The organism is Acidovorax kalamii (assembly GCF_002245625.1).
Taxonomy (GTDB): domain Bacteria; phylum Pseudomonadota; class Gammaproteobacteria; order Burkholderiales; family Burkholderiaceae_C; genus Acidovorax; species Acidovorax kalamii.
Map to the genome: position 1 here is coordinate 541346 of NZ_NOIG01000011.1, position 20344 is coordinate 561689.

The window sequence follows — 20344 nt, forward strand, 5'->3', positions numbered from 1 at the left end:
CGGATTCAGAAAGCCTGCGGCGCGCGCTGCTACTCGATATCGATCACGTGGAGGCCAAAGGCCCCGGCCTTGCGGTCTGCGAAGTAAGCCTCCAGCGTTTCCTTGACGGTGCGAAAGGCAATCTCGTCCCACGGCACTTCGTCTTCTGCAAACAGCCGCGCCTCGATGGTTTCATACCCGGGGTTGAACTGGTCGCTGAGCAGTGTGGCGCGGTAGAACAGATGCACCTGGCCCACGCGGCGCACGTTGAGCAGGCTGAACAGGGGGCCGATCTCGATCTGTGCGCCCGCTTCTTCGTCCGTTTCGCGCGCCGCACCCTGGGCGGTGGTCTCGTCCAGCTCCATGAAGCCCGCAGGCAACGTCCACTTGCCCCAGCGTGGCTCGATGTTGCGCTTGCACAGCAGGATGCGCCCATCAGGCAGTGCGGGCACGGTGCCCACCACGTTCAACGGGTTTTCGTAGTGCACCGTGTTGCAGGCGGGGCACACCGCGCGCTGTTTGGTGTCGCCGTCGTCCGGCAGCCGGTAGACCACGGCGGTGCCGCAGGCGCGGCAGTGTTTGATGGGGCTGCGAAAAGTCATGCGGGGATTTTGATCTAAAAATGGCCTCTGCGCCCGCTGGGTAAGCGCTGATAGCTATCAAAAAATGAGTATCACGGGCCTGTGCACGCCCCCCGGCGGGGCCGTGTACAGGCTCCAGGCGGGCTTACACCACGCTCAGTCGCAGCGTGCCCAGGCCTTCCACGCCACCTTCCAGCACATCGCCGCGCACCACGGCGCCCACGCCTTCGGGGGTGCCGGTGTAGATCAGGTCGCCGGGCTGCAGCTCCCACGCGGCCGAGAGGTGCTCGATGGTTTCGGCGATGTTCCAGATGAGCTGTGCCACCGTGCTGCGCTGCCTGTCGGCACCGTTGACCTGCAGCCAGATCGCGGCTTTGGCCACATCGCCAGCCTGCGCGGCCGGGGTGATGGGGCCGATGGGAGCACTGGCGTCAAAGCCCTTGCCGATGCACCAGGGGCGGCCCTGCTTCTTCATGTCGTTCTGCAGGTCGCGGCGGGTCATGTCCAGGCCCACGGCGTAGCCGTAGATGTGGCTCAGTGCATCGGCGGCCTGGATGTTCTTGCCTCCCTTGCCGATGGCGACCACCAGTTCGATCTCGTGGTGCAGGTTGGCAGTGAGGCTGGGGTAGGGCAGCTGGCCGGTTTCACCGGTGTTGACCACCACGATGGCGTCGGCAGGCTTCATGAAGAAGAAGGGTGGCTCGCGGCCGGTGAAGCCCATTTCCTTGGCGTGTTCTTCGTAGTTGCGGCCCACGCAGTAGATGCGGTGCACAGGGAAGCGGTTGTCGCTGCCCACCACGGGCACGCTGGCCACGGGGGCGGGGGTAAACACGTAGCTCATGTCTGTCGGTCTTTCATGGGGTGGGGCCTGCGCCAACCAGCGGTGCAGCATGTCGCTGTCACCGGGTTGTGCGCAAGCCGGGGGTGTTGGCCGGGTGGGGTGGTACGCACCCCGTGGCAGTGTGCCATGGCTGCGGGCCGCCTGCTGTGGGGCGCTACACTCGCGCCCATGGCAAAGAGCTTCGATTTCCACAACACGCCGGGCCACCTGGTGCGCCGCGCCCACCAGCGGACCGTGGCGCTTTTCATGGAAGAAACCGCCGGGTTCGACGTGACGCCGGTGCAGTTCGCCATCCTGCACGAGCTGCTGGCCCAGCCGGGCGAAGACCAGGTCACGCTGGCCGCGCGGGTGGCGTTTGATGCGGCGACTTCGGGTTCGGTCATCGGGCGGCTGGAAAAACGCGGCTGGATCCGCCGCGAGCCCGACACCCGCGACCGCCGCCGCAAGCTCCTGTGGATCACGCCCGAGGGCGAAGTGGCCGCTCTGCAGATGCGCGATGCCGCACAGCGCGTGCAAGAGCGCCTGATGGCTCCGCTCAATGCGCAGGAGCGGGTGGATCTGATGTCCATCCTGTCCAAAGTGGTCTACAACCACCAGGACCCGGCAGGCACCTCGGGCGCCTGACCTGCGCCCTTGGCCGCCGGGGCGCCGCCGCACCAACATCCCCGGCCCCTCCACCGGTTCATCGATTCATCGACGGGTTTCCCCATGCAGCTCTACAACTACTTCCGTTCCTCTGCCTCGTTCCGTGTGCGCATCGCACTCCAGATCAAGGGCCTGGCCTACGACTATCTGCCCGTGCACCTCGTCAAAGGCGAGCACAAGGCGCCGGAGTACGCCAGCCGCATCGGTGACGCGCTGGTACCCACGCTGGTGACGGACGGGGGCACGGCGTTGTCGCAGTCGATGGCCATCATCGAGTACCTGGACGAGACCCACCCCACGCCCGCCTTGCTGCCCGGCACCCCGCTGGCCCGCGCCCGCGTGCGGGCTCTGGCGCAGATGGTGGCCTGCGAGATCCACCCGCTCAACAACCTGCGTGTGCTCAAGTACCTGGTGCGCGACCTGAAGGTGGACGAGGACGCAAAGAACGCGTGGTACCGCCACTGGGTGCGCAGCGGGCTGGAGGCTTTCGAGCGGCAGCTTGCGCTGCTGGCGCAGGAGCGTGCCGCCCAGGGCCTGGCCCCGTCGGTGCTGTGCTGGGGCGACACGCCCACCCTGGCCGATTGCTGCCTGGTGCCGCAGATTTTCAATGGCCAGCGGTTCAACGTGAACATGGACGGCATGCCGCTGACGATGGGAGCGTTTGAGGCCTGCATGGCGCTGCCAGCGTTTCAGCAAGCGCAGCCCTCGGCCTGCCCGGACTTCGAGGCCTGATGGCCGCCCCTGTGCCTGTGGGCGCCGACTGGCTGGTGCCCGACTGGCCCGCGCCGCCCGGCGTGTGGGCGCTGTGTACCACGCGCATGGGGGGCAGCAGCCAGCCGCCCTACGACAGCCTGAACCTGGGCACCCATGTGGGCGACGACCCGGCTGCGGTGCAGGCCAACCGGCAGACATTGCAAGCGGCGCTGCAGGCACACGCGGCAGCGGCCCGGGCCGTGTTCCTGAACCAGGTGCACGGCGTCGGCGTAGTCCACCTGGATGCCGCCACGCCCGACGGCACCGAGGCCGACGCCTGTGTGGCCACGGCCCCGGGTGCCGTCTGCACCATCATGGTGGCCGACTGCCTGCCGGTGTTGTTCGCCCACCGCAATGGCCAGGTGGTGGCTGCGGCCCATGCGGGCTGGCGGGGGTTGGCTGGGACGGGGGGGTGGGGGGTTCTGGAGTCCACTTTTGAGGATTTTGAGGCCCTTGCGCGCGCTCCTGCTGCCTCAATAGCTATAAAAAGTGGAGCAATCGCCGTGGCGCCTGCCGTGGCTGCGGACACGCTGGCCTGGCTGGGCCCTTGCATCGGCCCCCAGGCGTTTGAAGTCGGCGCCGAGGTGCGTGCGACGTTCTGCGATGCGGATGTTGCCGCGCAATCCTGCTTTGTGCCCCGCGCAGATGTCCCGGGCAAGTACCTGTGCGATCTGGCAGGCCTGGCCCGCTTGCGGCTGCGGGCCCTGGGCATCACCCAGATCTACGGCAATGACAGCACGGCGCCCTGGTGCACGGTGACCAACGCCTCACGGTTCTTTTCGCACCGGCGCGACGCCGCCGTGCTCGGCGCCAGCGGCCGGTTCGCTGCCTGCATCTGGCGTGGCTGATGCGGTTGCAGCCGCTGCCTGCTCCGCATCGTAGGCGGCCTGCTCGGCGGCTTCGCGCGCCTTGATGGCCCGCTTGCGCGACGGTGTGCCCAGGATGTAGACCAGGATGCCCATGGGCAGCACGCCATACAGCACAAAGGTGATGATGGCGCCGAGCAGCGTCCCCGTGGGGCTGGTGGCTTCGGCCACGGCCATCATGAGGGTGACGTAGGTCCAGGCGATGACGATGAGGTACATTGACTTGTGTTCACTGCAAGTGCCGGATCCGTTGCCATGCGCCAATGGGTCGGCAACAATGAACCCGAGGGGGAGATCGCCAAGGTCTTCTGCCGCTGCGAGCGATCAACCATTGAGGAAAGAGCATGAATTCTGAATCACCCTGGGCTGAGAGCGCCCAGCAGTTCCAACAGATTTTCGGGCAAAGCTGGTCGCAGGCGCTGCAATCGTTTCAGAAGATGGACCTGGGCGCGCAAATGCCCACGCCCCCGGCGCTGCAGCTGTCGCAGCCTAAGCTGCAGGCCTTGCAGCAGCAATACCTGAAAGAAGCCCAGGAGCTGTGGGCCCAGGGCCTGCAAGGGACGCCCGAAGTCAAGGACAAGCGCTTTGCTGGCGAGGGCTGGGCCAGCAACCCGGTGGCCGCGTTCTCGGCCGCCGCTTACCTGCTCAACGCCCGCACCCTGATGGGCCTGGCCGACGCCGTGGAGGCCGACGAAAAGACCAAGGCCCGCATCCGCTTTGGCGTGGAGCAGTGGATGGCCGCCATGGCACCCAGCAACTTCCTGGCCTTCAACGCTGAAGCGCAGAAAAAAGCCATCGAGACCAAGGGCGAGAGCATTGCCAAGGGCATGCAGAACCTGTTGCACGACATAACGCAGGGCCATGTGTCGATGACCGACGAGAGCCTGTTCGAGGTGGGGCGCAACGTGGCCACCACCGAAGGCGCGGTGGTGTATGAGAACGAACTCTTTCAGCTGCTCGAATACAAGCCGCTCACCGCCAAGGTGTACGAGCGCCCCTTCCTGCTCGTGCCGCCCTGCATCAACAAGTTCTACATCCTCGACCTGCAGCCCGAGAACTCGCTGATCCGCTATGCCATCGAACAAGGCCACCGCACCTTTGTGGTGAGCTGGCGCAACCCGGATGACAGCCTGGCCCACAAGACCTGGGACGACTATGTGGAAGACGGCGCGATGGCCGCCATCGACGTGGTGCAGAACATCACGGGGGCCGAGCAGATCAATGCACTGGGTTTCTGTGTGGGGGGCACCATCCTCAGCAATGCGTTGGCCGTGCTGGCAGCGCGCGGCGACGAGCCTGTGGCCAGTGCCACCTTCCTCACCACACTGATTGATTTCTCCGACACCGGCATCCTCGATGTGTTCATCGACGAGGCGTTCGTCAAGTTCCGCGAGATGCAGATGGGCAACGGCGGCCTGATGAAGGGGCAAGACCTGGCCTCGACCTTCAGCTTTCTGCGCCCCAACGACCTGGTGTGGAACTACGTGGTGGGCAACTACCTCAAGGGCGAAACGCCGCCTCCGTTTGACCTGCTTTACTGGAACAGCGACAGCACCAACCTGCCTGGCCCCTTCTACGCCTGGTACCTGCGCAATTTCTACCTCGAAAACAGCCTCATCAAGCCCGGCAAGCTCACGGTGTGCGGCGAGAAGATGGACCTGGGCCAGGTGGACCTGCCCGTGTACATCTACGGCTCACGCGAAGACCACATCGTGCCCGCCACGGCGGCCTATGCGTCCACCCAGGTGCTGCCGGGCAAGAAGCGGTTTGTGATGGGTGCATCGGGCCACATTGCAGGCGTGATCAACCCCCCTGCCAAGGGCAAGCGCAGCCACTGGATACGCGCAGATGGCAAGTTCCCCGCCACCCTGGACCAATGGCTGGAAGGCGCCACCGAACACCCCGGCAGCTGGTGGACCGACTGGTCGAACTGGCTCAAGGGCCATGCGGGCAAACAGATTGCGGCGCCCAAGGGCTATGGCAAGGGCACCAAGTTCAAGGCCTTGGAGCCCGCCCCCGGCAGCTACGTTAAGCAGAAGTCCTGATACGCAAAAGTCCTGACCCGCCCTGGCTTTCTGCACCCCGAAAATTACCCAGCAACAACCTCCAACCACAAGGACATTCCATGGAAGACATCGTCATCGTTTCGGCCGCCCGCACCGCTGTGGGCAAGTTTGGTGGCGCGCTGGCCAAGACGCCCGCGAGCGAACTGGGCGCCATCGTGATCCGCGAAGCCATTGCGCGCGCGGGCCTGTCGTCCGACCAGATCGGCGAAGTCATCATGGGCCAGGTGCTGACGGCTGGCGTAGGCCAGAACCCCGCCCGCCAGGCATCGATGAAGGCCGGTGTGGCCAAGGAAACCCCGGCGCTGACCATCAATGCCGTGTGCGGTTCGGGCCTGAAGGCCGTGATGCTGGCCGCCCAGGCCGTTGCCTGGGGCGACAGCGAAATCGTGGTGGCTGGCGGCCAGGAGAACATGAGCCTGGCGCCCCATGTACTCAATGGTTCGCGCGACGGCCAGCGCATGGGCGACTGGAAGATGGTCGATTCCATGATCGTCGATGGCCTGTGGGATGTGTACAACCAGTACCACATGGGCATCACGGCCGAAAACGTGGCCAAGGCCTACGGCATCACCCGCGACATGCAGGATGCCCTGGCCCTGGGCAGCCAGCAAAAAGCCGCCGCCGCGCAGGACGCAGGCAAGTTTGTCGACGAAATCGTGGGCGTGAGCCTGGCACAGAAGAAGGGCGACCCCATCCTCTTCAATGCCGATGAGTACCTCAACCGCAAGACGAACGCCGAGGCCCTGGCAGGCCTGCGCCCTGCATTCGATAAGGCGGGCAGTGTGACGGCGGGCAACGCCTCGGGCCTGAACGACGGCGCCGCCGCCGTGGTGGTGATGAGCGCCAAGAAGGCTGCGGCTCTCGGCCTCAAGCCCCTGGCCCGCATTGCGGCCTTCGGCACCAGCGGCCTGGACCCCGCCACCATGGGCATGGGCCCCGTGCCTGCATCGCGCAAGGCCCTGCAGCGTGCCGGCTGGAACGCTGCCGATGTCGATCTGTTCGAACTGAATGAAGCCTTTGCAGCACAAGCCTGTGCCGTGAACAAGGAACTCGCCATCGACCCCGCCAAGGTCAACGTCAATGGCGGTGCCATCGCCATCGGCCACCCCATTGGTGCGTCCGGCTGCCGCATCCTGGTGACGCTGCTGCACGAGATGCAGCGCCGCGATGTCAAGAAAGGCCTGGCCGCGCTGTGTATCGGCGGCGGCATGGGCGTGTCCTTGGCGCTGGAACGCTGATGGGTTGACGGTCGCCACCGCCGCGTTCCTGGGCGTCTCGCCATCCGGTGTGAATGCGCTGGTCTTGGCCTGAGTGAGAAGCCGCGTTGTTGCAACGCGGCTTTTTTGTTTCTGATCGTTGCCATGCCCCCTTGATGTGCATCAGGCGGCCACGAGCATGCGCCGTGCACCAAAAATGTGACTGGGAAGAGGTCCCGCGTTGTGTCAGATGTGTGACGCATGCCGATATGCCAAAAAGGAAAGGGCTTCAGTGTTTTCCTTCACGGCGGGGCCTGTTTTCTTCGGTAGAGTGGGTGCTGGGCAAATCACTAACAAGGAGAAATCACATGAGCCAGAAAGTCGCGTATGTCACCGGTGGCATGGGTGGTATCGGAACCGCCATTTGCCAACGACTGCACAAGGAGGGCTTCAAGGTCATCGCCGGCTGTGGCCCTACCCGTGATCACGCCAAGTGGCTGGCAGAGCAAAAAGCCCTGGGCTTCACCTTCTATGCGTCGGTGGGCAATGTGGGCGATTGGGATTCCACGGTGGAAGCGTTTGGCAAGACCAAGGCCGAGCATGGGACCATCGACGTGCTGGTGAACAACGCCGGCATCACCCGCGACCGCATGTTCCTCAAGATGTCGCGCGAAGACTGGGACGCTGTGATCGAAACCAACCTCAACAGCATGTTCAACGTCACCAAGCAGGTGGTGGCCGACATGGTCGAAAAGGGCTGGGGCCGCATCATCAATATCAGCTCGGTGAACGGCGAAAAGGGCCAAGCGGGCCAGACCAACTACTCTGCAGCCAAGGCGGGCATGCATGGTTTCTCGATGGCACTGGCCCAGGAACTGGCCACCAAGGGCGTGACGGTCAACACCGTGAGCCCGGGCTACATCGGCACCGACATGGTCAAGGCGATTCGCCCCGACGTGCTGGAAAAGATCGTTGCCACCGTGCCCGTCAAGCGCCTGGGTGAACCCAGCGAGATCGCTTCGATCATTGCCTGGCTGGCTTCGGAAGAAGGCGGCTATGCCACGGGTGCCGACTTCTCGGTCAACGGCGGCCTGCACATGGGCTGATCCTTGGGGCCTGTGGGCCCCTTGGGAAAACAAAAAAACCCCGCAATGCGGGGTTTTTTGTTGGGAGGAGCAGGAGGGAAGGGGCTGCCTGTGGACCTTTCTTCGATGGACTCAAACAATGGGCTGAGAAGTGAGCGCGCCAAACATGCCATGGCATGATTTTTGCGATACTTTGGTGGCGGCCATTGTGTGAGCTGCGAATGGGGAAACGAGCTGCCGCGCCTTCGTTCAGAAGCGGGTCGGGGCGCGCTTGCGATCGCGTTCGTCTTCGGGCCAAGCGGACAAGATTGCGGTGGTGTTCATGCTGGAAAACTCCTGTGATGTACCAACAACGCGGCCCATTCACAGTCCGTTGACAGCGTTTCGCAAAAAAATGCAACCGCAAGTGCCCGACTGTTTACAACAAAAAATGCTATAAACTGTATAGCGTAAATCTATTTGCTGTAGGGCGATAGATGCCAAAAAAAAGGTCGATCGTTTACAGGAAATTACATCCTCAGGTCGGGGTGGCTGCCGAAATTTCTTCCAGTGCAGAAGAAATTTCCAGCCAGCGTTCTTCCAGCTGAGCGGTTTCGTCGTTCCCCGCTTTCAGGCGGCGGCCACACTCGGCGATCTCGGAGGGGGGCAGGGGCTCGGTCAGTTTCTGCTCCAGGCTGGCCCGTTCGGCAGACAGTGCTGCCAAGCGTTTGTCGATCTGCTCCAGCTCTTTCTTGAGGGGACGGGTCTTCTCGGCGAGCTGCTGGCGTGTCTGGGCGTCCATCTTGCGCTGTTCGCGGCCATCCCGGGCTGCAGGCACCGAAGGGGCTGGGGCGGCGACCGGGGCGGCTGAAGTTGACGGTGCGACCTTGGGCACATCTGCAGGGTGCATTGCCCCCGCCACCTGTGCCTGCTCGGCCAGGCGTGCCTCTTCGCGTAGGCGTTTGGATTCTTCGAGCAGGTAACGCTGGTAGTCATCTAGATCGCCGTCAAACGGCCCGACCACACCCCGGCCCACCATCCAGAAGTCCTCACAGACCGAGCGCAGCAGCGCACGGTCGTGGCTGACCAGCATGACGGTGCCGTCGAAGTCATTGAGCGCCATGGCCAGTGCCTCGCGGGTGGCCAAATCCAGGTGGTTGGTGGGTTCGTCCAGCAGCAGCAGGTTGGGGCGCTGCCACACGATCATGGCCAGCACCAGTCGGGCCTTTTCGCCTCCGCTCATGGTGCCCACGGCCTGCTTGACCATGTCACCCGTGAAGTTAAAGCTGCCCAGGTAGCTGCGCAGGTCCTGCTCGCGGCTCGGCTGCTTGGCTTCTGCCCCCAGCTCCTTGGCCAGGCGGATCATGTGCTCCAGCGGGTTTTCGGCGGGACGTAGCACGTCCAGTTCCTGCTGGGCAAAGTAGCCGATGTTCAGGCCCTTGCCTTCGGTGATGCTGCCGCCCAGGGCCTTCATGGTGCGTGCAATGGTCTTGACCAGCGTGGACTTGCCCTGGCCGTTGGCACCCAGGATGCCGATGCGCTGGCCCGCCAGCACCGAGCGGTTCACGCCCGTGAGGATGGTGGTGGGCACGCCATCGTCGTCCACATAGCCAAACGATGCGTCGCTGATGGCCAGCATCGGGTTGGGCAGGTTGGCAGGTTCCTTGAACTCGAAGGTGAACTCTGCCTCGGCCAGCACAGGCCCAATCTTCTCCATGCGTTCGAGCTGCTTGACCCGGCTTTGCGCCTGTTTGGCCTTGCTGGCCTTGGCCTTGAAGCGGTCAATGAACTTCTGCAGGTGGGCCATCTTCTCCTGCTGCTTGGCAAAGCTGGCCTGTTGCAGCTCCAGCTGCTGGGCGCGCAGTTCTTCGAACTTGCTGTAGTTGCCGCCGTAGCGATTTAGCTCACCTTGCTGGATTTGCAGCGTGACGTTGGTGATGGCGTCCAGAAACTCGCGGTCGTGGCTGATCACGATCATGGTGCCCGCGTAGCGCTTGAGCCAGGCTTCGAGCCAGACCAGGGCGTCCAAATCCAAGTGGTTGGTGGGCTCGTCCAGCAGCAGCAGATCGCTGGGGCACATCAGCGCGCGCGCCAGCTGCAGGCGCATGCGCCAGCCGCCCGAAAAGCTATTGACCGGCTGATCCAGCTCACTCACGCGAAAGCCCAGGCCCAGGATCAGCGCCTGGGCGCGCGCCACGGCGTCGTGTGCGCCGGCATCGTGCAGGTCCGAATAGGCATGGGCGATGGCCATGCCATCGTCACTGGCTTCGGCCTCGGCCAGCTGTTGCTGAACCTCGGCCAAGCGGGTGTCGCCCTCCAGCACGAAGTCGGTGGCCGACTGGTCGGTCTCCGGCATGTTCTGCGCAACCTCGGCCATGCGCCAGCTGGTGGGGATGTAGAAATCGCCCCCATCCTCGTGCAGCTTGCCGCTGAGCAAGGCAAACAGGCTGGACTTGCCCGCGCCATTGCGGCCCACCAGACCGACGTTTTCGCCGGGATTGATGGTGGTGGACACGCTGTCGAGCACGACCTTGGTACCGCGTCGCAGGGTAACGTTCTTGAGGGTGATCATCCGGAACTCAGAAAAAGACGCACCCGCACAAGGCGGGTGGCATGAAAAATCGGGGGGCCAGAGCGAGTGCAAATCGGTAGAACCGATGCACAAGGCGTGGGCGCAACCCTCTATTGTGCCGTGAGGCGGGCTTGGGCGCCCAAGGCCTGTCGGGTGACCAGCAAAACCTGGTCTTCTCCAGCGCTGGTTTCCAGCCAGAAAACGGGCAGTTGGGGGAACGCCGCTTCGAAGTACGCGCGTTCGTTGCCGATCTCCAGAATGATCACGGCATCTTCTGTCATGCAGGCGGGTGCGGCGGCAAACAGCTGGCGCACGAAGTCCATGCCGTCAGTGCCACCGGCCAGGGCCAGTTCGGGCTCGGCGCGGTATTCGCTGGGCAGTGCGGCCATGCTGGCGGCGTTGACGTAGGGCGGGTTGCACAGGATCAGGTCCCAGGGGCCGGGCAGGGTGGCCAGGCCGTCGGAGAGTTGCAGACGGATGCGGTCCTGCAGGCCGTGTTTGTCCACGTTGATGCGGGCCACGGCCAGGGCGTCGGGCGAGATGTCGGCGCCGGTCACTTCCACCTCGGGCCAGGCCATGGCGGCCAGCACGGCGAGGCTGCCGTTGCCGGTGCACAGGTCCAGCACCTGGTGGGTGTTTTCGCTCAGAAAACCGTCCACGCTGCCGTCGGCCAGCAGTTCGGCAATGAAGCTGCGCGGCACGATGGCGCGTTCGTCCACGTAAAAGGGCACGCCCTGCAGCCAAGCCTCGCGTGTGAGGTAGGCGGCAGGTTTGCGGGTGGTGATACGTTCTTCAAAAAGTGTAGCGACCAAGGCAAGCTGGTCGGGCGGTACGGGCTGATTTTTTATTGAATCCGAGGCGTCCGAGAGGTCGCTGTCCAGCGGCAGCCCCAGGCGCCACAGCACCAGCCAGGCGGCTTCGTCATGGGCGTTGGTGGTGCCGTGGCCGAAGGACACGCGGGCCGCACGCAGGCACTGGGCGCCAGATTCGACCAGGGCGCCAATGGTGTCGCCCGTGACGGCAGTACGGGGTGGTGTTGCGGGCGTGATCATGCGGGCACCGCCGTCGCCGCCAAGGCCTGCGCGTGCAGGTTTTCCAGTGTGCGGCGGTAGATGTTCTTGAGTGGCTCGATGTCGGCCACGACCACATGCTCGTCGATCTTGTGGATGCTGGCGTTGGGTGGGCCGAGTTCGATGACCTGCGGGCAGATCTGCGCAATGAAGCGGCCGTCGCTGGTGCCGCCGGTGGTGGAGAGTTCGGTGCTGATGCCCGTCTCGGCGGTGATGGCCTGCTGCACGGCGGTGACCAGCTCGCCCGGCGTGGTCAGGAAGGGCTGGCCGCCCAGCGTCCAGCGCAGGTCGTATTCCAGGCCGTGGCGGTCCAGCACGGCGTGCACGCGCTGCTGCAGGCCTTCGGCCGTGGATTCGGTGGAGAAGCGGAAGTTGAAGTCGATCACGACCTCGCCCGGGATCACGTTGGTGGCGCCGGTGCCACCATGCATGTTGCTGATCTGCCAGCTGGTGGGCGGGAAGAAGGCGTTGCCGTTGTCCCACACGGTGGCGGCCAGCTCGGCCAGTGCGGGCAGGGCTTGGTGGATGGGGTTGCGCGCGAGTTGCGGGTAGGCGATGTGGCCCTGGATGCCGCGCACGCTGAGCTTGCCGCTCAGGGTGCCGCGCCGCCCGTTCTTGATCATGTCGCCGGTCTTTTCGACCGAGGTGGGCTCGCCCACGATGCAGTAGTCCAGCGGCTCGCCGCGCGCCTTGAGCTGCTCGACCACCACCTTGGTGCCGTCCACCGAGGGGCCTTCTTCATCGCTGGTGAGCAAAAAGGCGAGCTGGACCAAGGGTTCGGGCGTGGCGGCCAGGAACTCCTCCACGGCCACCACAAAGGCGGCGATCGAGGTCTTCATGTCGCTGGCGCCGCGGCCGTAGAGCTTGCCGTCTTTGTGCGTGGGCACGAACGGGTCGCTACCCCACTGTGCCAGCGGACCGGTGGGCACCACATCGGTGTGGCCTGCAAATACTACGGTTTTGATAGCTACTTGGGCAAGCTGGTCGCGCGGTAGAGGCCTTTTTGCCCACAAATTGCTGACGCGGAAGTCGGCCGGGCCGCTGTCCAGGCGCTCGCACTCAAACCCGAGCGGGGCCAGCCGCGCGGCCAGCAGGTCGAGGCAGCCCGCATCCTCCGGGGTGACGGAGGGCAGGGAAATGAGCTGTTCGGCGAGGTGCAGGGTACGGGACATTGGGGATTCGGTGGGATGGGGCCGTGCAGTCAGCGGTGAGTAGAGAGCGATGCTTAAGCATCAGCGCGGCTTAGGCGAGAGACGCCTAGCAAGGGCCGCCCCGCAGCGAGGGCGTCGTCCCCCAGGGGGGAAGGCGCCGCAGGCGACTCAGGGGGCAGACATTTCATGCCGCTGGTTTGACGTCCAGCACGATTTCGGTGAACGAAGGGGCGTCATCGGGGGTGTCGCGTGCCTCCTTCTGGGCCTTGGCGGCGTTGGCGGCCAGGGAAAAGTCGTTTTGCAGGCGCCACATGAGGTTGGTGGGCGAGTCGGCGTAGGACATGCCTTCCTTGCGGTCGATCTTGGCGTCCATGATGAGGTGGGCCAGGGCTTCCTCGAAGGTTTGCGAGCCCTCGGCCATGGATTTTTCCATGGCTTCCTTCACGCCCGAGAAATCGCCTTTTTCGATCAGGTCCGACACCAGCTTGGTGTTGAGCATGACCTCCACGGCGGGGGCACGGCTTCCGTCCACGGTGCGCACCAGGCGCTGTGAAATGATGGCCTTCATGGCCGAGGCCAGGTCACCCAGCATGGTGGGGCGCACTTCCACGGGGTAGAAGCTCAGGATACGGTTGAGCGCGTGGTAGCTGTTGTTGCCATGCAGCGTAGCCAGGCACAGGTGGCCGGACTGGGCGTAGGCAATAGCGGCCGACATGGTTTCGCGGTCGCGGATTTCGCCGATCAGGATCACGTCGGGCGCCTGGCGCAGCGCGTTTTTCAAGGCGGTTTGCAGCGATTGCGTGTCGCTGCCGATCTCGCGCTGGTTGACGATGGATTTCTTGTTCTTGAACTGGTACTCGACCGGATCCTCGATGGTGAGGATGTGCCCCGTCATGGCCTCGTTGCGGGTGTCGATCATGGACGCGAGCGAGGTGCTCTTGCCCGAGCCCGTGGCGCCCACCATGAGGATCAGGCCACGTTTTTCCATGATGAGCTCGCGCATCACAGGCGGCAGCCCCAGGGTGTCGAACTCGGGGATCTGCTGCGAGATGAAGCGGATCACCACCGCATAGCTGCCCCGCTGGCGCATGGCGCTGATACGGAAACGCCCCACGCCGCTGAGCGGCACCCCCATGTTGAGTTCGCCGGTTTCCTCCAGCTCTTCAATGCGGTCCGGGGGGACCACTTCGGAGAGCAGGTTGCGCGGCGCGTCGGGCGGCAGGATCTGGTTGTTGATGGGCACGCACTCGCCGTTGATCTTGATCAGCGCTGGTGCGTTGGCCGACAGGTAGACGTCGGAGGCCTTTTTCTCAGCCATCAGGCGAAGAATTCGTTCCATTGTGCTCATGGTGTGTCCCTCTTGTTGTCAGTCTCTGTCGGCAGAGCGGCCGAACAGGCCGCCCTTGTGCAGCGGAATCAGTCGCGCAGCAGGTCGTTGATGCTGGTCTTGGAGCGTGTTTGCGCATCGACCTGCTTGACGATGATGGCGGCGTACATGCTGTAGGGCGCGCCGTTGGCTGCCGTCTTGGGCAGGTTGCCGCTCACCACCACCGAGCCCGAGGGCACGCGGCCGTAGCTGATCTCGCCGGTGGCGCGGTTGAAGATCGGGGTGCTCTGGCCGATGTACACGCCCATGCCCAGCACGGAGTTCTCTTCGATCACCACACCTTCAACCACCTCGGAGCGGGCGCCGATGAAGCAGTTGTCTTCAATGATGGTGGGGCCGGCCTGCAGAGGCTCCAGCACGCCGCCAATGCCCACGCCGCCAGACAGGTGCACGTTGGCGCCGATCTGTGCGCACGAGCCCACGGTGGCCCAGGTGTCCACCATGGTGCCTTCGCCCACATAGGCGCCGATGTTCACGTATGAGGGCATCAGGATCGCGCCCTTGGCGATGAAGCTGCCACGGCGGGCCACGGCGGGCGGCACCACGCGCACGCCGGTGGCCTTCATTTCTTCTTCCGTCAGGTGGGCGAACTTGGTCTGCACCTTGTCATAAAAGCCCAGGTCGCCAGCCTTGACGACTTCGTTGTCCTTCAGGCGGAAGGACAGCAGCACGGCCTTCTTGATCCACTGGTGCACGGTCCACTGGCCCACGCCTTCGCGGGTGGCCACGCGCAGCTTGCCGTTGTTCAGCTCGGCGATCACATGCTCGACGGCGTCCTGGATTTCCTTGGGCGCGGCGGCAGGTGAGAGGCTGGCGCGGTTGTCCCAGGCGTTGTCGATGATGGTTTGCAGTTGTTGGGTCATGTTGTTGTCTGTCAGTCGGTCAGTCTGTGGATCGGGATTCAGAAATCAGGCAGTGCGGGACTGGATGAACTGCACAATGCGCAGCGCGGCCTCCACGCACTCTTCGGTTTCGGCCACCAGGGCCATGCGCACGCGCTGGGCGCCGGGGTTGCTGCCCTGGGCCTCGCGGGCCAGGTAGCTGCCGGGTAGCACCGTGACATTGTATTGAGCCAGCAGGGCCCGCGCGAACTCGGCATCGGTCATCCCCAGGGCATCCGGTACCTTGGCCCACAGGTAGAAACCGGCGTCGGGCAGGGCTACCTCCATCACGCCTGCCAGCAGCGGGGTGACCTGGGCAAATTTCTTGCGGTAGCGCGTGCGGTTTTCCACCACATGCTGCTCATCGCCCCAGGCGGCAATGCTGGCGGCCTGCACGATGGGGCTCATCGCGCTGCCGTGGTAGGTGCGGTAGAGCAAGAAGGACTTGATCAGCGCCGCATCGCCCGCCACAAAGCCGCTGCGCAGGCCGGGCACGTTGCTGCGTTTGGACAGGCTGGTGAAGGAGATCAGGTTCTTGAAGTCGCGCCGCCCCAGTTTTTCTGCAGCCTGCAGGCCGCCGAGGGGTGGTTCGTCGCGGAAGTAGATCTCGCTGTAGCACTCGTCCGAAGCAATCACGAAGCCGTAACGGTCGCTCAGCGCGAAGAGTTTTTGCCACTCGCTCAGGGGCATCACGGCGCCAGTGGGGTTGCCGGGCGAGCACACAAACAGCAGTTGTGTGCGCTCCCACACCGATTCGGGCACCGTGTCCCAGTTCACCGCAAAGTTGCGCGCCGGGTCGCTGGGGGCGTAATAGGGCTGAGCACCCGCCAGCAGCGCGGCACCTTCATAGATTTGGTAGAACGGGTTGGGGCAGACCACCAGCGGCTGGCCCTTGGAGGGATCGATGATGGTCTGTGCGAACGCAAACAGCGCTTCGCGTGAACCGTTGACGGGCAGGACCTGGGTGCCCCCATCCAGGGTGAGTGCATAGCGCTGGTTCAGCCAGCGTGTGAAGGCCTCGCGCAACCGGGGCTCGCCTGCCGTGGCGGGGTAGCTGGCCAATCCTTCCAGGTTGTTACTAAGTGCATCCTTGATGAACTGCGGTGTAGTATGGCGCGGTTCACCCATGCCCAGGCTGATGGGGCTGTAGGCCGCCGGGGGCGTGACCCCCGCAAAGAGTTGCCGCAGCCGCTCGAACGGGTAGGGCTGAAGGTGGGAGAGCAGGGGGTTCATGGTGCGACATTATGGGCGATGGCCACTGTGCAAAGGCCTGTGCGCCAGGTGTGGCCAGGCCGTCAGGCGCCGCTGCGGAAGCAGGCCTGTCGCCCCGGGGGCCCTGTGTCAATCCGACGTAAGAGCGGGGACATAGCATCCGCCGCTGGAAAGAACCATAACAGGAGACAAGATGTCTGGATTTCTACCACTGCGCCCCGGACTCTGGTGGATGCGCAGATGGCACCTGCCCGGCAAACTGGTGACGCTGGGTGTGTTGATGGCGGTGGTGCTGGTTGCCACCGCTGCGGCGCCGGGATGGGGCGGGGCAGTGGGGGCTTTGGCCTTGCTCTATGGGCTGTTGGCGCTGTACCTGAGTCTGTCGTCCGACCTAGAGGGGCTGTCCCGCGCCATGGAAAAGACCACCCAAGGCGATCTCAGTACCCGTGCCGGTGTGTACGGCCAGGACGAAGTGGGGGCCATGGCGCAGTCGCTGGACCAGATGGTGCTCACCCTGTCGTCCATGGTGGCCGACATCCGCAGCAATGCGGCCCTGGTAGCCCATGCGGGCCAGAGCCTGGCACAAGGCAACCGCTCGCTGGCCGACCGCACCGAGCAGCAGGCCGCCAACCTGGAGCAGACCGCTGCCAGTGTCGAGCAGCTCTCGTCGGCCGTGCAGAACAACGCCCAGACCGCCCGCAGCGCCGATGCGCGGGCGGCCGATGTGCGCAAGGCGGCCGATGCGGGTGCCGAGGCCATGGCCCGGGCGGTCCAGTCGGTGGAGGCCATCCAGCAGGGCGCCCGCCGCATGACCGAAATCATTGGCGTCATCGACAGCATTGCCTTCCAGACCAACATCCTCGCGCTGAACGCTGCGGTGGAGGCAGCTCGGGCGGGCGAGCAGGGCCGGGGCTTTGCCGTGGTGGCGGGTGAGGTGCGTACCCTGGCCAAACGCTCGGGCGATGCGGCACGCGAGATCCGGGAGCTGATCGGCGCCTCGGTGAGCCAGGTCGAGGCCAGCGCCGGGTTGATCCGCTCGGCAGGGGATGGGATTGCCAACATGGCGGGCGGTATTCGCAGTGTGGCCGCCAGCATGACGGAAATTTCCGGCTCCAGTGCAGAGCAAAGCACAGGGCTGAGCGAGGTGAGTTCGGCCGTGCAGCAGCTGGACCAGATCACCCAGCACAACGCGCAGATGGTGGGCCAGGCGGTGGCGCAGGCCGAGGCGCTGGAGCAGCGTGCCTCCACCCTGTCTCGGGCGGTGGCGGCATTCCGGTTGCAGCAGGGCACGGCCGATGAAGCGGTGGCCTTGGTCCAGAAGGCCGTGGCCCTCTACAAAACCACCTCGCAGGAGCAGTTCCTGCGCAGCCTGACGGACAAGAACCAGCCGTACCACGATCGGGACATGTATGTGTTTGTGCTGGACAGCGCAGGGACCTACCGGGCGTTTGGGGGCAACCCCGCCAAGGTGGGCACCCGGGTGCAGGACATCCCCGGCATTGCGGGCGACCGGCTGGTGAGCGACATCGTGGCGCAGGCCGACCGGGCCCCTGGCTGGGTGGAGTACGACATCAACAACCCGGCCACGGGTGCGGTGCAGACCAAGATGTCTTATGTGAGCCGTGTGGGGGACTTGTACGTAGGCTGTGGGGTCTACAAGTCGCTGGCGGCCCGTTGACGGGGTGATTTTTCCCTCTGCCCCCGTGGCATGGTCGAAGGGGCGAGCCCCCGGATCTCAGCGCGGGTTTTGTTCCCTGAGCTGTCGCGCGCGCTCCATGGCCGCTGCTATGGCGGCCTTGCGCGCGTCGGCGGCGCTGGTTGGGGGGCTGGTGGAGTCAGGTGCAGGCGCGTCCATCGCCGCTGCCGGTTCTTCTTCCGCATCTTCCAAAGGCACCCGCTGGCGATGCTGCTGGTAGCGCGCCCTGGCCTGCTCGGCCAGGGGGGCAGACCACGCGGCCCAGCCGGTGGCTGCGCCGCTAGCGGTTTCCAGCTGAATGCAGTCCACCGGGCAGACGGGGATACACAGCTCGCACCCGGTGCAATATGGCTCGATCACGGTGTGCATCCGCTTGTTGGAGCCCACGATGGCGTCTGTGGGGCAGGCCTTGATACACAACGTACAGCCGATGCACCAGGCTTCGTCAATAAAGGCCACAGTGCGCGGGCCTTCCACGCCGTGTTCGGCGCTCAGTGGCAGCACGGCCTGGCCCGTGATGGCCGCCAGACGCGCCACACCCTCGGAGCCACCGGGCGGGCACTGGTTGATGGCGGCCTCGCCGCTGGCGATGGCCTGCGCATACGTAGCGCAGTCAGGGTAGCCGCAGCGTGTGCACTGCGTCTGGGGCAGCGCGGCGTCAATCCGCGCTGCAAGTTCCATCGGGGCGGCGCGGGCGGGTTGGGCTTCCGGCTGGCGGATCAAGCCTTGCGCGCCTTGCTGCTGCGGCTGGCGCTGCGGGCCGGGGCTGCCGTGACCGCCGTGGCCTTGGCTGTACCGAGGTCGGCAGGCGCCGGCTCTGCTGCACCGGTCGGCTGTGCAGCACCCTCTGTCTTCACCCAGCGTGTGGCCACGGTGGCGGTGGGCGCGGCAGTTTTGGAGGCTGCTGCGCGGGCGCGCGGGGCCGAAGGTGCTGCCTTGGCTGCTTGAGCCGTCTTTGCTGCGGTCTTGGGCTGAGGGGCGGCCTTTGGTTTGGCAGAGGGCGTTGCTGCCTTGGCCTCGGGCGCAGCGCTGGATGGAGCGGCCTGGGCGCGGGGCAGTTCGTGTTCCAGAATGAACTCGCGCACCTTGGGGTACACCAGATCGCGCCAGCGGCGGCCGCTGAAGATGCCGTAGTGGCCTGCACCCTTGGCCTCCAGGTGGCGCTGTTCCTTGCGCACGATGCCGCTGCACAGGTCGTGGGCGGCTTCGGTCTGGCCCGAGCCGGAGATGTCGTCCAGCTCACCCTCCACGGTGAACAAGGCGGTGGTGGTGATGTCCTGCGGGCGCACGCGCTCGATCTTGCCCGTGGGCGAGCGCACATCCCAGGTGCCGTTGACCAGCTTGTAGTCCTGGAACACGGTCTGAATGGTTTCCAGGTAGTAGTCCGCATCCATGTCCAGCACGGCGTTGTACTCGTCGTAGAACTTGCGGTGGGCCTCGGCGCTGGCGTCGTCGCCCTTGATCAGGTCCTTGAAGTAGTCGTAGTGGCTGTTGGCATGGCGGTCGGGGTTCATCGCCACAAAACCCGTGTACTGCAGGAAGCCCGGGTACACGCGGCGGCCCGCGCCAGGGAACTTGTCGGGCACGCGGTAGATGACGTTGTTCTCGAACCACTCGTAGCTGCGGTTCGTGGCCAGGTTGTTCACGGCGGTGGGCGACTTGCGCGCGTCGATGGGGCCGCCCATCATGGTCATGGTCAGCGGCGTCTTCTCGCCGCGGCTGGCCATCAGCGATACGGCCGCCAGCACCGGCACGGTGGGCTGGCACACGCTGATCACATGGCAGTTGCCGTACTGGCCCTGCAGGTGGCGGATGAATTCCTGCACGTAGTTCACGTAGTCGTCCAGGTGGAACTCCCCCTCGGACAGCGGCACCAGGCGGGCGTTTTTCCAGTCGGTGATGTAGACCTTGTGGTCCTTGAGCATGGTGCGCACGGTGTCGCGCAGCAAGGTGGCGTAGTGGCCCGACAGGGGCGCCACGATCAGCACCACGGGCTGGCCCTTGAGCTTGGTGAGCGTGGCGGGGTCGTCCGAAAAGCGCTTGAAGCGGCGCAGCTCGCAGAACGGCTTGTTCACCTCGATGCGCTCATGGATGGCGACACCGATGCCGTTCACGTCCACCGTGTGGATGTCGAACGCGGGCTTTTCGTAGTCCTTGCCCAGGCGGTAGAGCAGGTCGTAGCCCGCTGCCATGCGCTGGGCTGCCGATGTCTGGCTCAGGGGCGACACCGGGTTGCTGAACAACTTGGAAGCCGCCTGCGCAAAGTCTGTAAAGGGCTCCATCAGGGAGCGCTGGGTTTCGTAGATGTGGTACAGCATGGGGCGAAACTCCGATTTGTTGCAGTGCAATATAGCAGCACTTGGTAACAAGCGCATGGAGTAAAA

General features: G+C 64.7%; 18 protein-coding genes. 7 read left to right on the forward strand and 11 right to left on the reverse strand.

Translation table 11 applies throughout. The features are described from left to right. Nucleotides 1–29: 29 nt before the first annotated feature. Both CBY09_RS19275 and CBY09_RS19280 read right to left on the reverse strand, forming a co-directional pair. Nucleotides 30–581: an NUDIX hydrolase gene (locus CBY09_RS19275; protein ID WP_094291158.1), complete on the reverse strand. Its 552-nt coding sequence runs from the start codon at nucleotides 579–581 to the stop codon at nucleotides 30–32. A 124-nt stretch (nucleotides 582–705) separates the two neighbouring features. Next, on the reverse strand, nucleotides 706–1401 hold the full coding sequence (locus CBY09_RS19280; protein WP_094291159.1) for a fumarylacetoacetate hydrolase family protein: 696 nt from the start codon (nucleotides 1399–1401) through the stop codon (nucleotides 706–708). Between the two features lie 168 nt (nucleotides 1402–1569). Between CBY09_RS19280 and CBY09_RS19285 the strand changes: the two genes are divergently transcribed. From CBY09_RS19285 to CBY09_RS19295, 3 genes are all read left to right on the forward strand, one after another. Next, a complete protein-coding gene (locus CBY09_RS19285; RefSeq protein WP_063460880.1) occupies nucleotides 1570–2025 on the forward strand; it encodes a MarR family winged helix-turn-helix transcriptional regulator in 456 nt (151 codons plus the stop codon). 84 nt (nucleotides 2026–2109) lie between these two features. Further along, nucleotides 2110–2778, forward strand: coding sequence for a maleylacetoacetate isomerase (gene maiA / locus CBY09_RS19290; RefSeq protein ID WP_094291160.1), 669 nt, complete (start codon nucleotides 2110–2112; stop codon nucleotides 2776–2778). Beyond that, a complete protein-coding gene (locus CBY09_RS19295; protein ID WP_094291161.1) occupies nucleotides 2778–3647 on the forward strand; it encodes a purine nucleoside phosphorylase YfiH/LACC1 family protein in 870 nt (289 codons plus the stop codon). The genes maiA and CBY09_RS19295 overlap by 1 nt, the downstream gene beginning before the upstream one ends. On the opposite strand, the gene CBY09_RS19300 is transcribed toward CBY09_RS19295, so the two are convergent. Further along, on the reverse strand, nucleotides 3567–3884 hold the full coding sequence (locus CBY09_RS19300; RefSeq protein ID WP_094291162.1) for a hypothetical protein: 318 nt from the start codon (nucleotides 3882–3884) through the stop codon (nucleotides 3567–3569). The two genes, CBY09_RS19295 and CBY09_RS19300, sit on opposite strands and share 81 nt — an antisense overlap. A gap of 125 nt (nucleotides 3885–4009) precedes the next feature. Between CBY09_RS19300 and CBY09_RS19305 the strand changes: the two genes are divergently transcribed. The 3 genes from CBY09_RS19305 to phbB all read left to right on the forward strand — a co-directional run bounded on the left by CBY09_RS19305 (nucleotide 4010) and on the right by phbB (nucleotide 8033). Then, the gene (locus tag CBY09_RS19305; protein WP_094291163.1) at nucleotides 4010–5710 is read left to right on the forward strand and encodes a PHA/PHB synthase family protein; all 1701 of its coding nucleotides are present in this window, start codon (nucleotides 4010–4012) and stop codon (nucleotides 5708–5710) included. Nucleotides 5711–5790: 80 nt separating this feature from the next. Beyond that, nucleotides 5791–6969 (forward strand): acetyl-CoA C-acetyltransferase, encoded by a 1179-nt coding sequence (locus CBY09_RS19310; RefSeq protein WP_094291164.1) that lies wholly within the window; start codon nucleotides 5791–5793, stop codon nucleotides 6967–6969. Between the two features lie 326 nt (nucleotides 6970–7295). After that, nucleotides 7296–8033, forward strand: a complete 738-nt coding sequence (gene phbB, locus CBY09_RS19315) for an acetoacetyl-CoA reductase (protein ID WP_094291165.1) — start codon at nucleotides 7296–7298, stop codon at nucleotides 8031–8033. Nucleotides 8034–8529: 496 nt separating this feature from the next. Here the strand turns inward: phbB and CBY09_RS19320 are convergent, their stop codons facing one another. The 6 genes from CBY09_RS19320 to dapC form a co-directional block, all read right to left on the reverse strand. Further along, nucleotides 8530–10563, reverse strand: coding sequence for an ABC-F family ATP-binding cassette domain-containing protein (locus CBY09_RS19320; RefSeq protein ID WP_094291166.1), 2034 nt, complete (start codon nucleotides 10561–10563; stop codon nucleotides 8530–8532). A 110-nt stretch (nucleotides 10564–10673) separates the two neighbouring features. Next, nucleotides 10674–11615 (reverse strand): 50S ribosomal protein L3 N(5)-glutamine methyltransferase, encoded by a 942-nt coding sequence (gene prmB, locus CBY09_RS19325; protein WP_094291167.1) that lies wholly within the window; start codon nucleotides 11613–11615, stop codon nucleotides 10674–10676. Then, on the reverse strand, nucleotides 11612–12805 hold the full coding sequence (gene dapE / locus CBY09_RS19330; RefSeq protein ID WP_094291168.1) for a succinyl-diaminopimelate desuccinylase: 1194 nt from the start codon (nucleotides 12803–12805) through the stop codon (nucleotides 11612–11614). Before dapE ends, prmB begins: the two co-directional genes overlap by 4 nt. A 163-nt stretch (nucleotides 12806–12968) precedes the next feature. Continuing rightward, nucleotides 12969–14132 (reverse strand): PilT/PilU family type 4a pilus ATPase, encoded by a 1164-nt coding sequence (locus CBY09_RS19335; protein ID WP_094291169.1) that lies wholly within the window; start codon nucleotides 14130–14132, stop codon nucleotides 12969–12971. Between the two features lie 68 nt (nucleotides 14133–14200). Then, nucleotides 14201–15034: a 2,3,4,5-tetrahydropyridine-2,6-dicarboxylate N-succinyltransferase gene (gene dapD, locus CBY09_RS19340; RefSeq protein ID WP_094291170.1), complete on the reverse strand. Its 834-nt coding sequence runs from the start codon at nucleotides 15032–15034 to the stop codon at nucleotides 14201–14203. Between the two features lie 45 nt (nucleotides 15035–15079). Beyond that, on the reverse strand, nucleotides 15080–16285 hold the full coding sequence (gene dapC / locus CBY09_RS19345; RefSeq protein ID WP_094291171.1) for a succinyldiaminopimelate transaminase: 1206 nt from the start codon (nucleotides 16283–16285) through the stop codon (nucleotides 15080–15082). Between the two features lie 172 nt (nucleotides 16286–16457). Here dapC and CBY09_RS19350 point away from each other — a divergent pair, with 172 nt between their 5' ends. Beyond that, nucleotides 16458–17942 (forward strand): methyl-accepting chemotaxis protein, encoded by a 1485-nt coding sequence (locus tag CBY09_RS19350; protein WP_094291172.1) that lies wholly within the window; start codon nucleotides 16458–16460, stop codon nucleotides 17940–17942. 57 nt (nucleotides 17943–17999) lie between these two features. On the opposite strand, the gene rsxB is transcribed toward CBY09_RS19350, so the two are convergent. Then, on the reverse strand, nucleotides 18000–18641 hold the full coding sequence (gene rsxB / locus CBY09_RS19355) for an electron transport complex subunit RsxB (protein ID WP_094291173.1): 642 nt from the start codon (nucleotides 18639–18641) through the stop codon (nucleotides 18000–18002). A gap of 38 nt (nucleotides 18642–18679) precedes the next feature. Then, nucleotides 18680–20278: a polyhydroxyalkanoate depolymerase gene (locus tag CBY09_RS19360; RefSeq protein WP_094291245.1), complete on the reverse strand. Its 1599-nt coding sequence runs from the start codon at nucleotides 20276–20278 to the stop codon at nucleotides 18680–18682. Nucleotides 20279–20344: the final 66 nt, after the last annotated feature.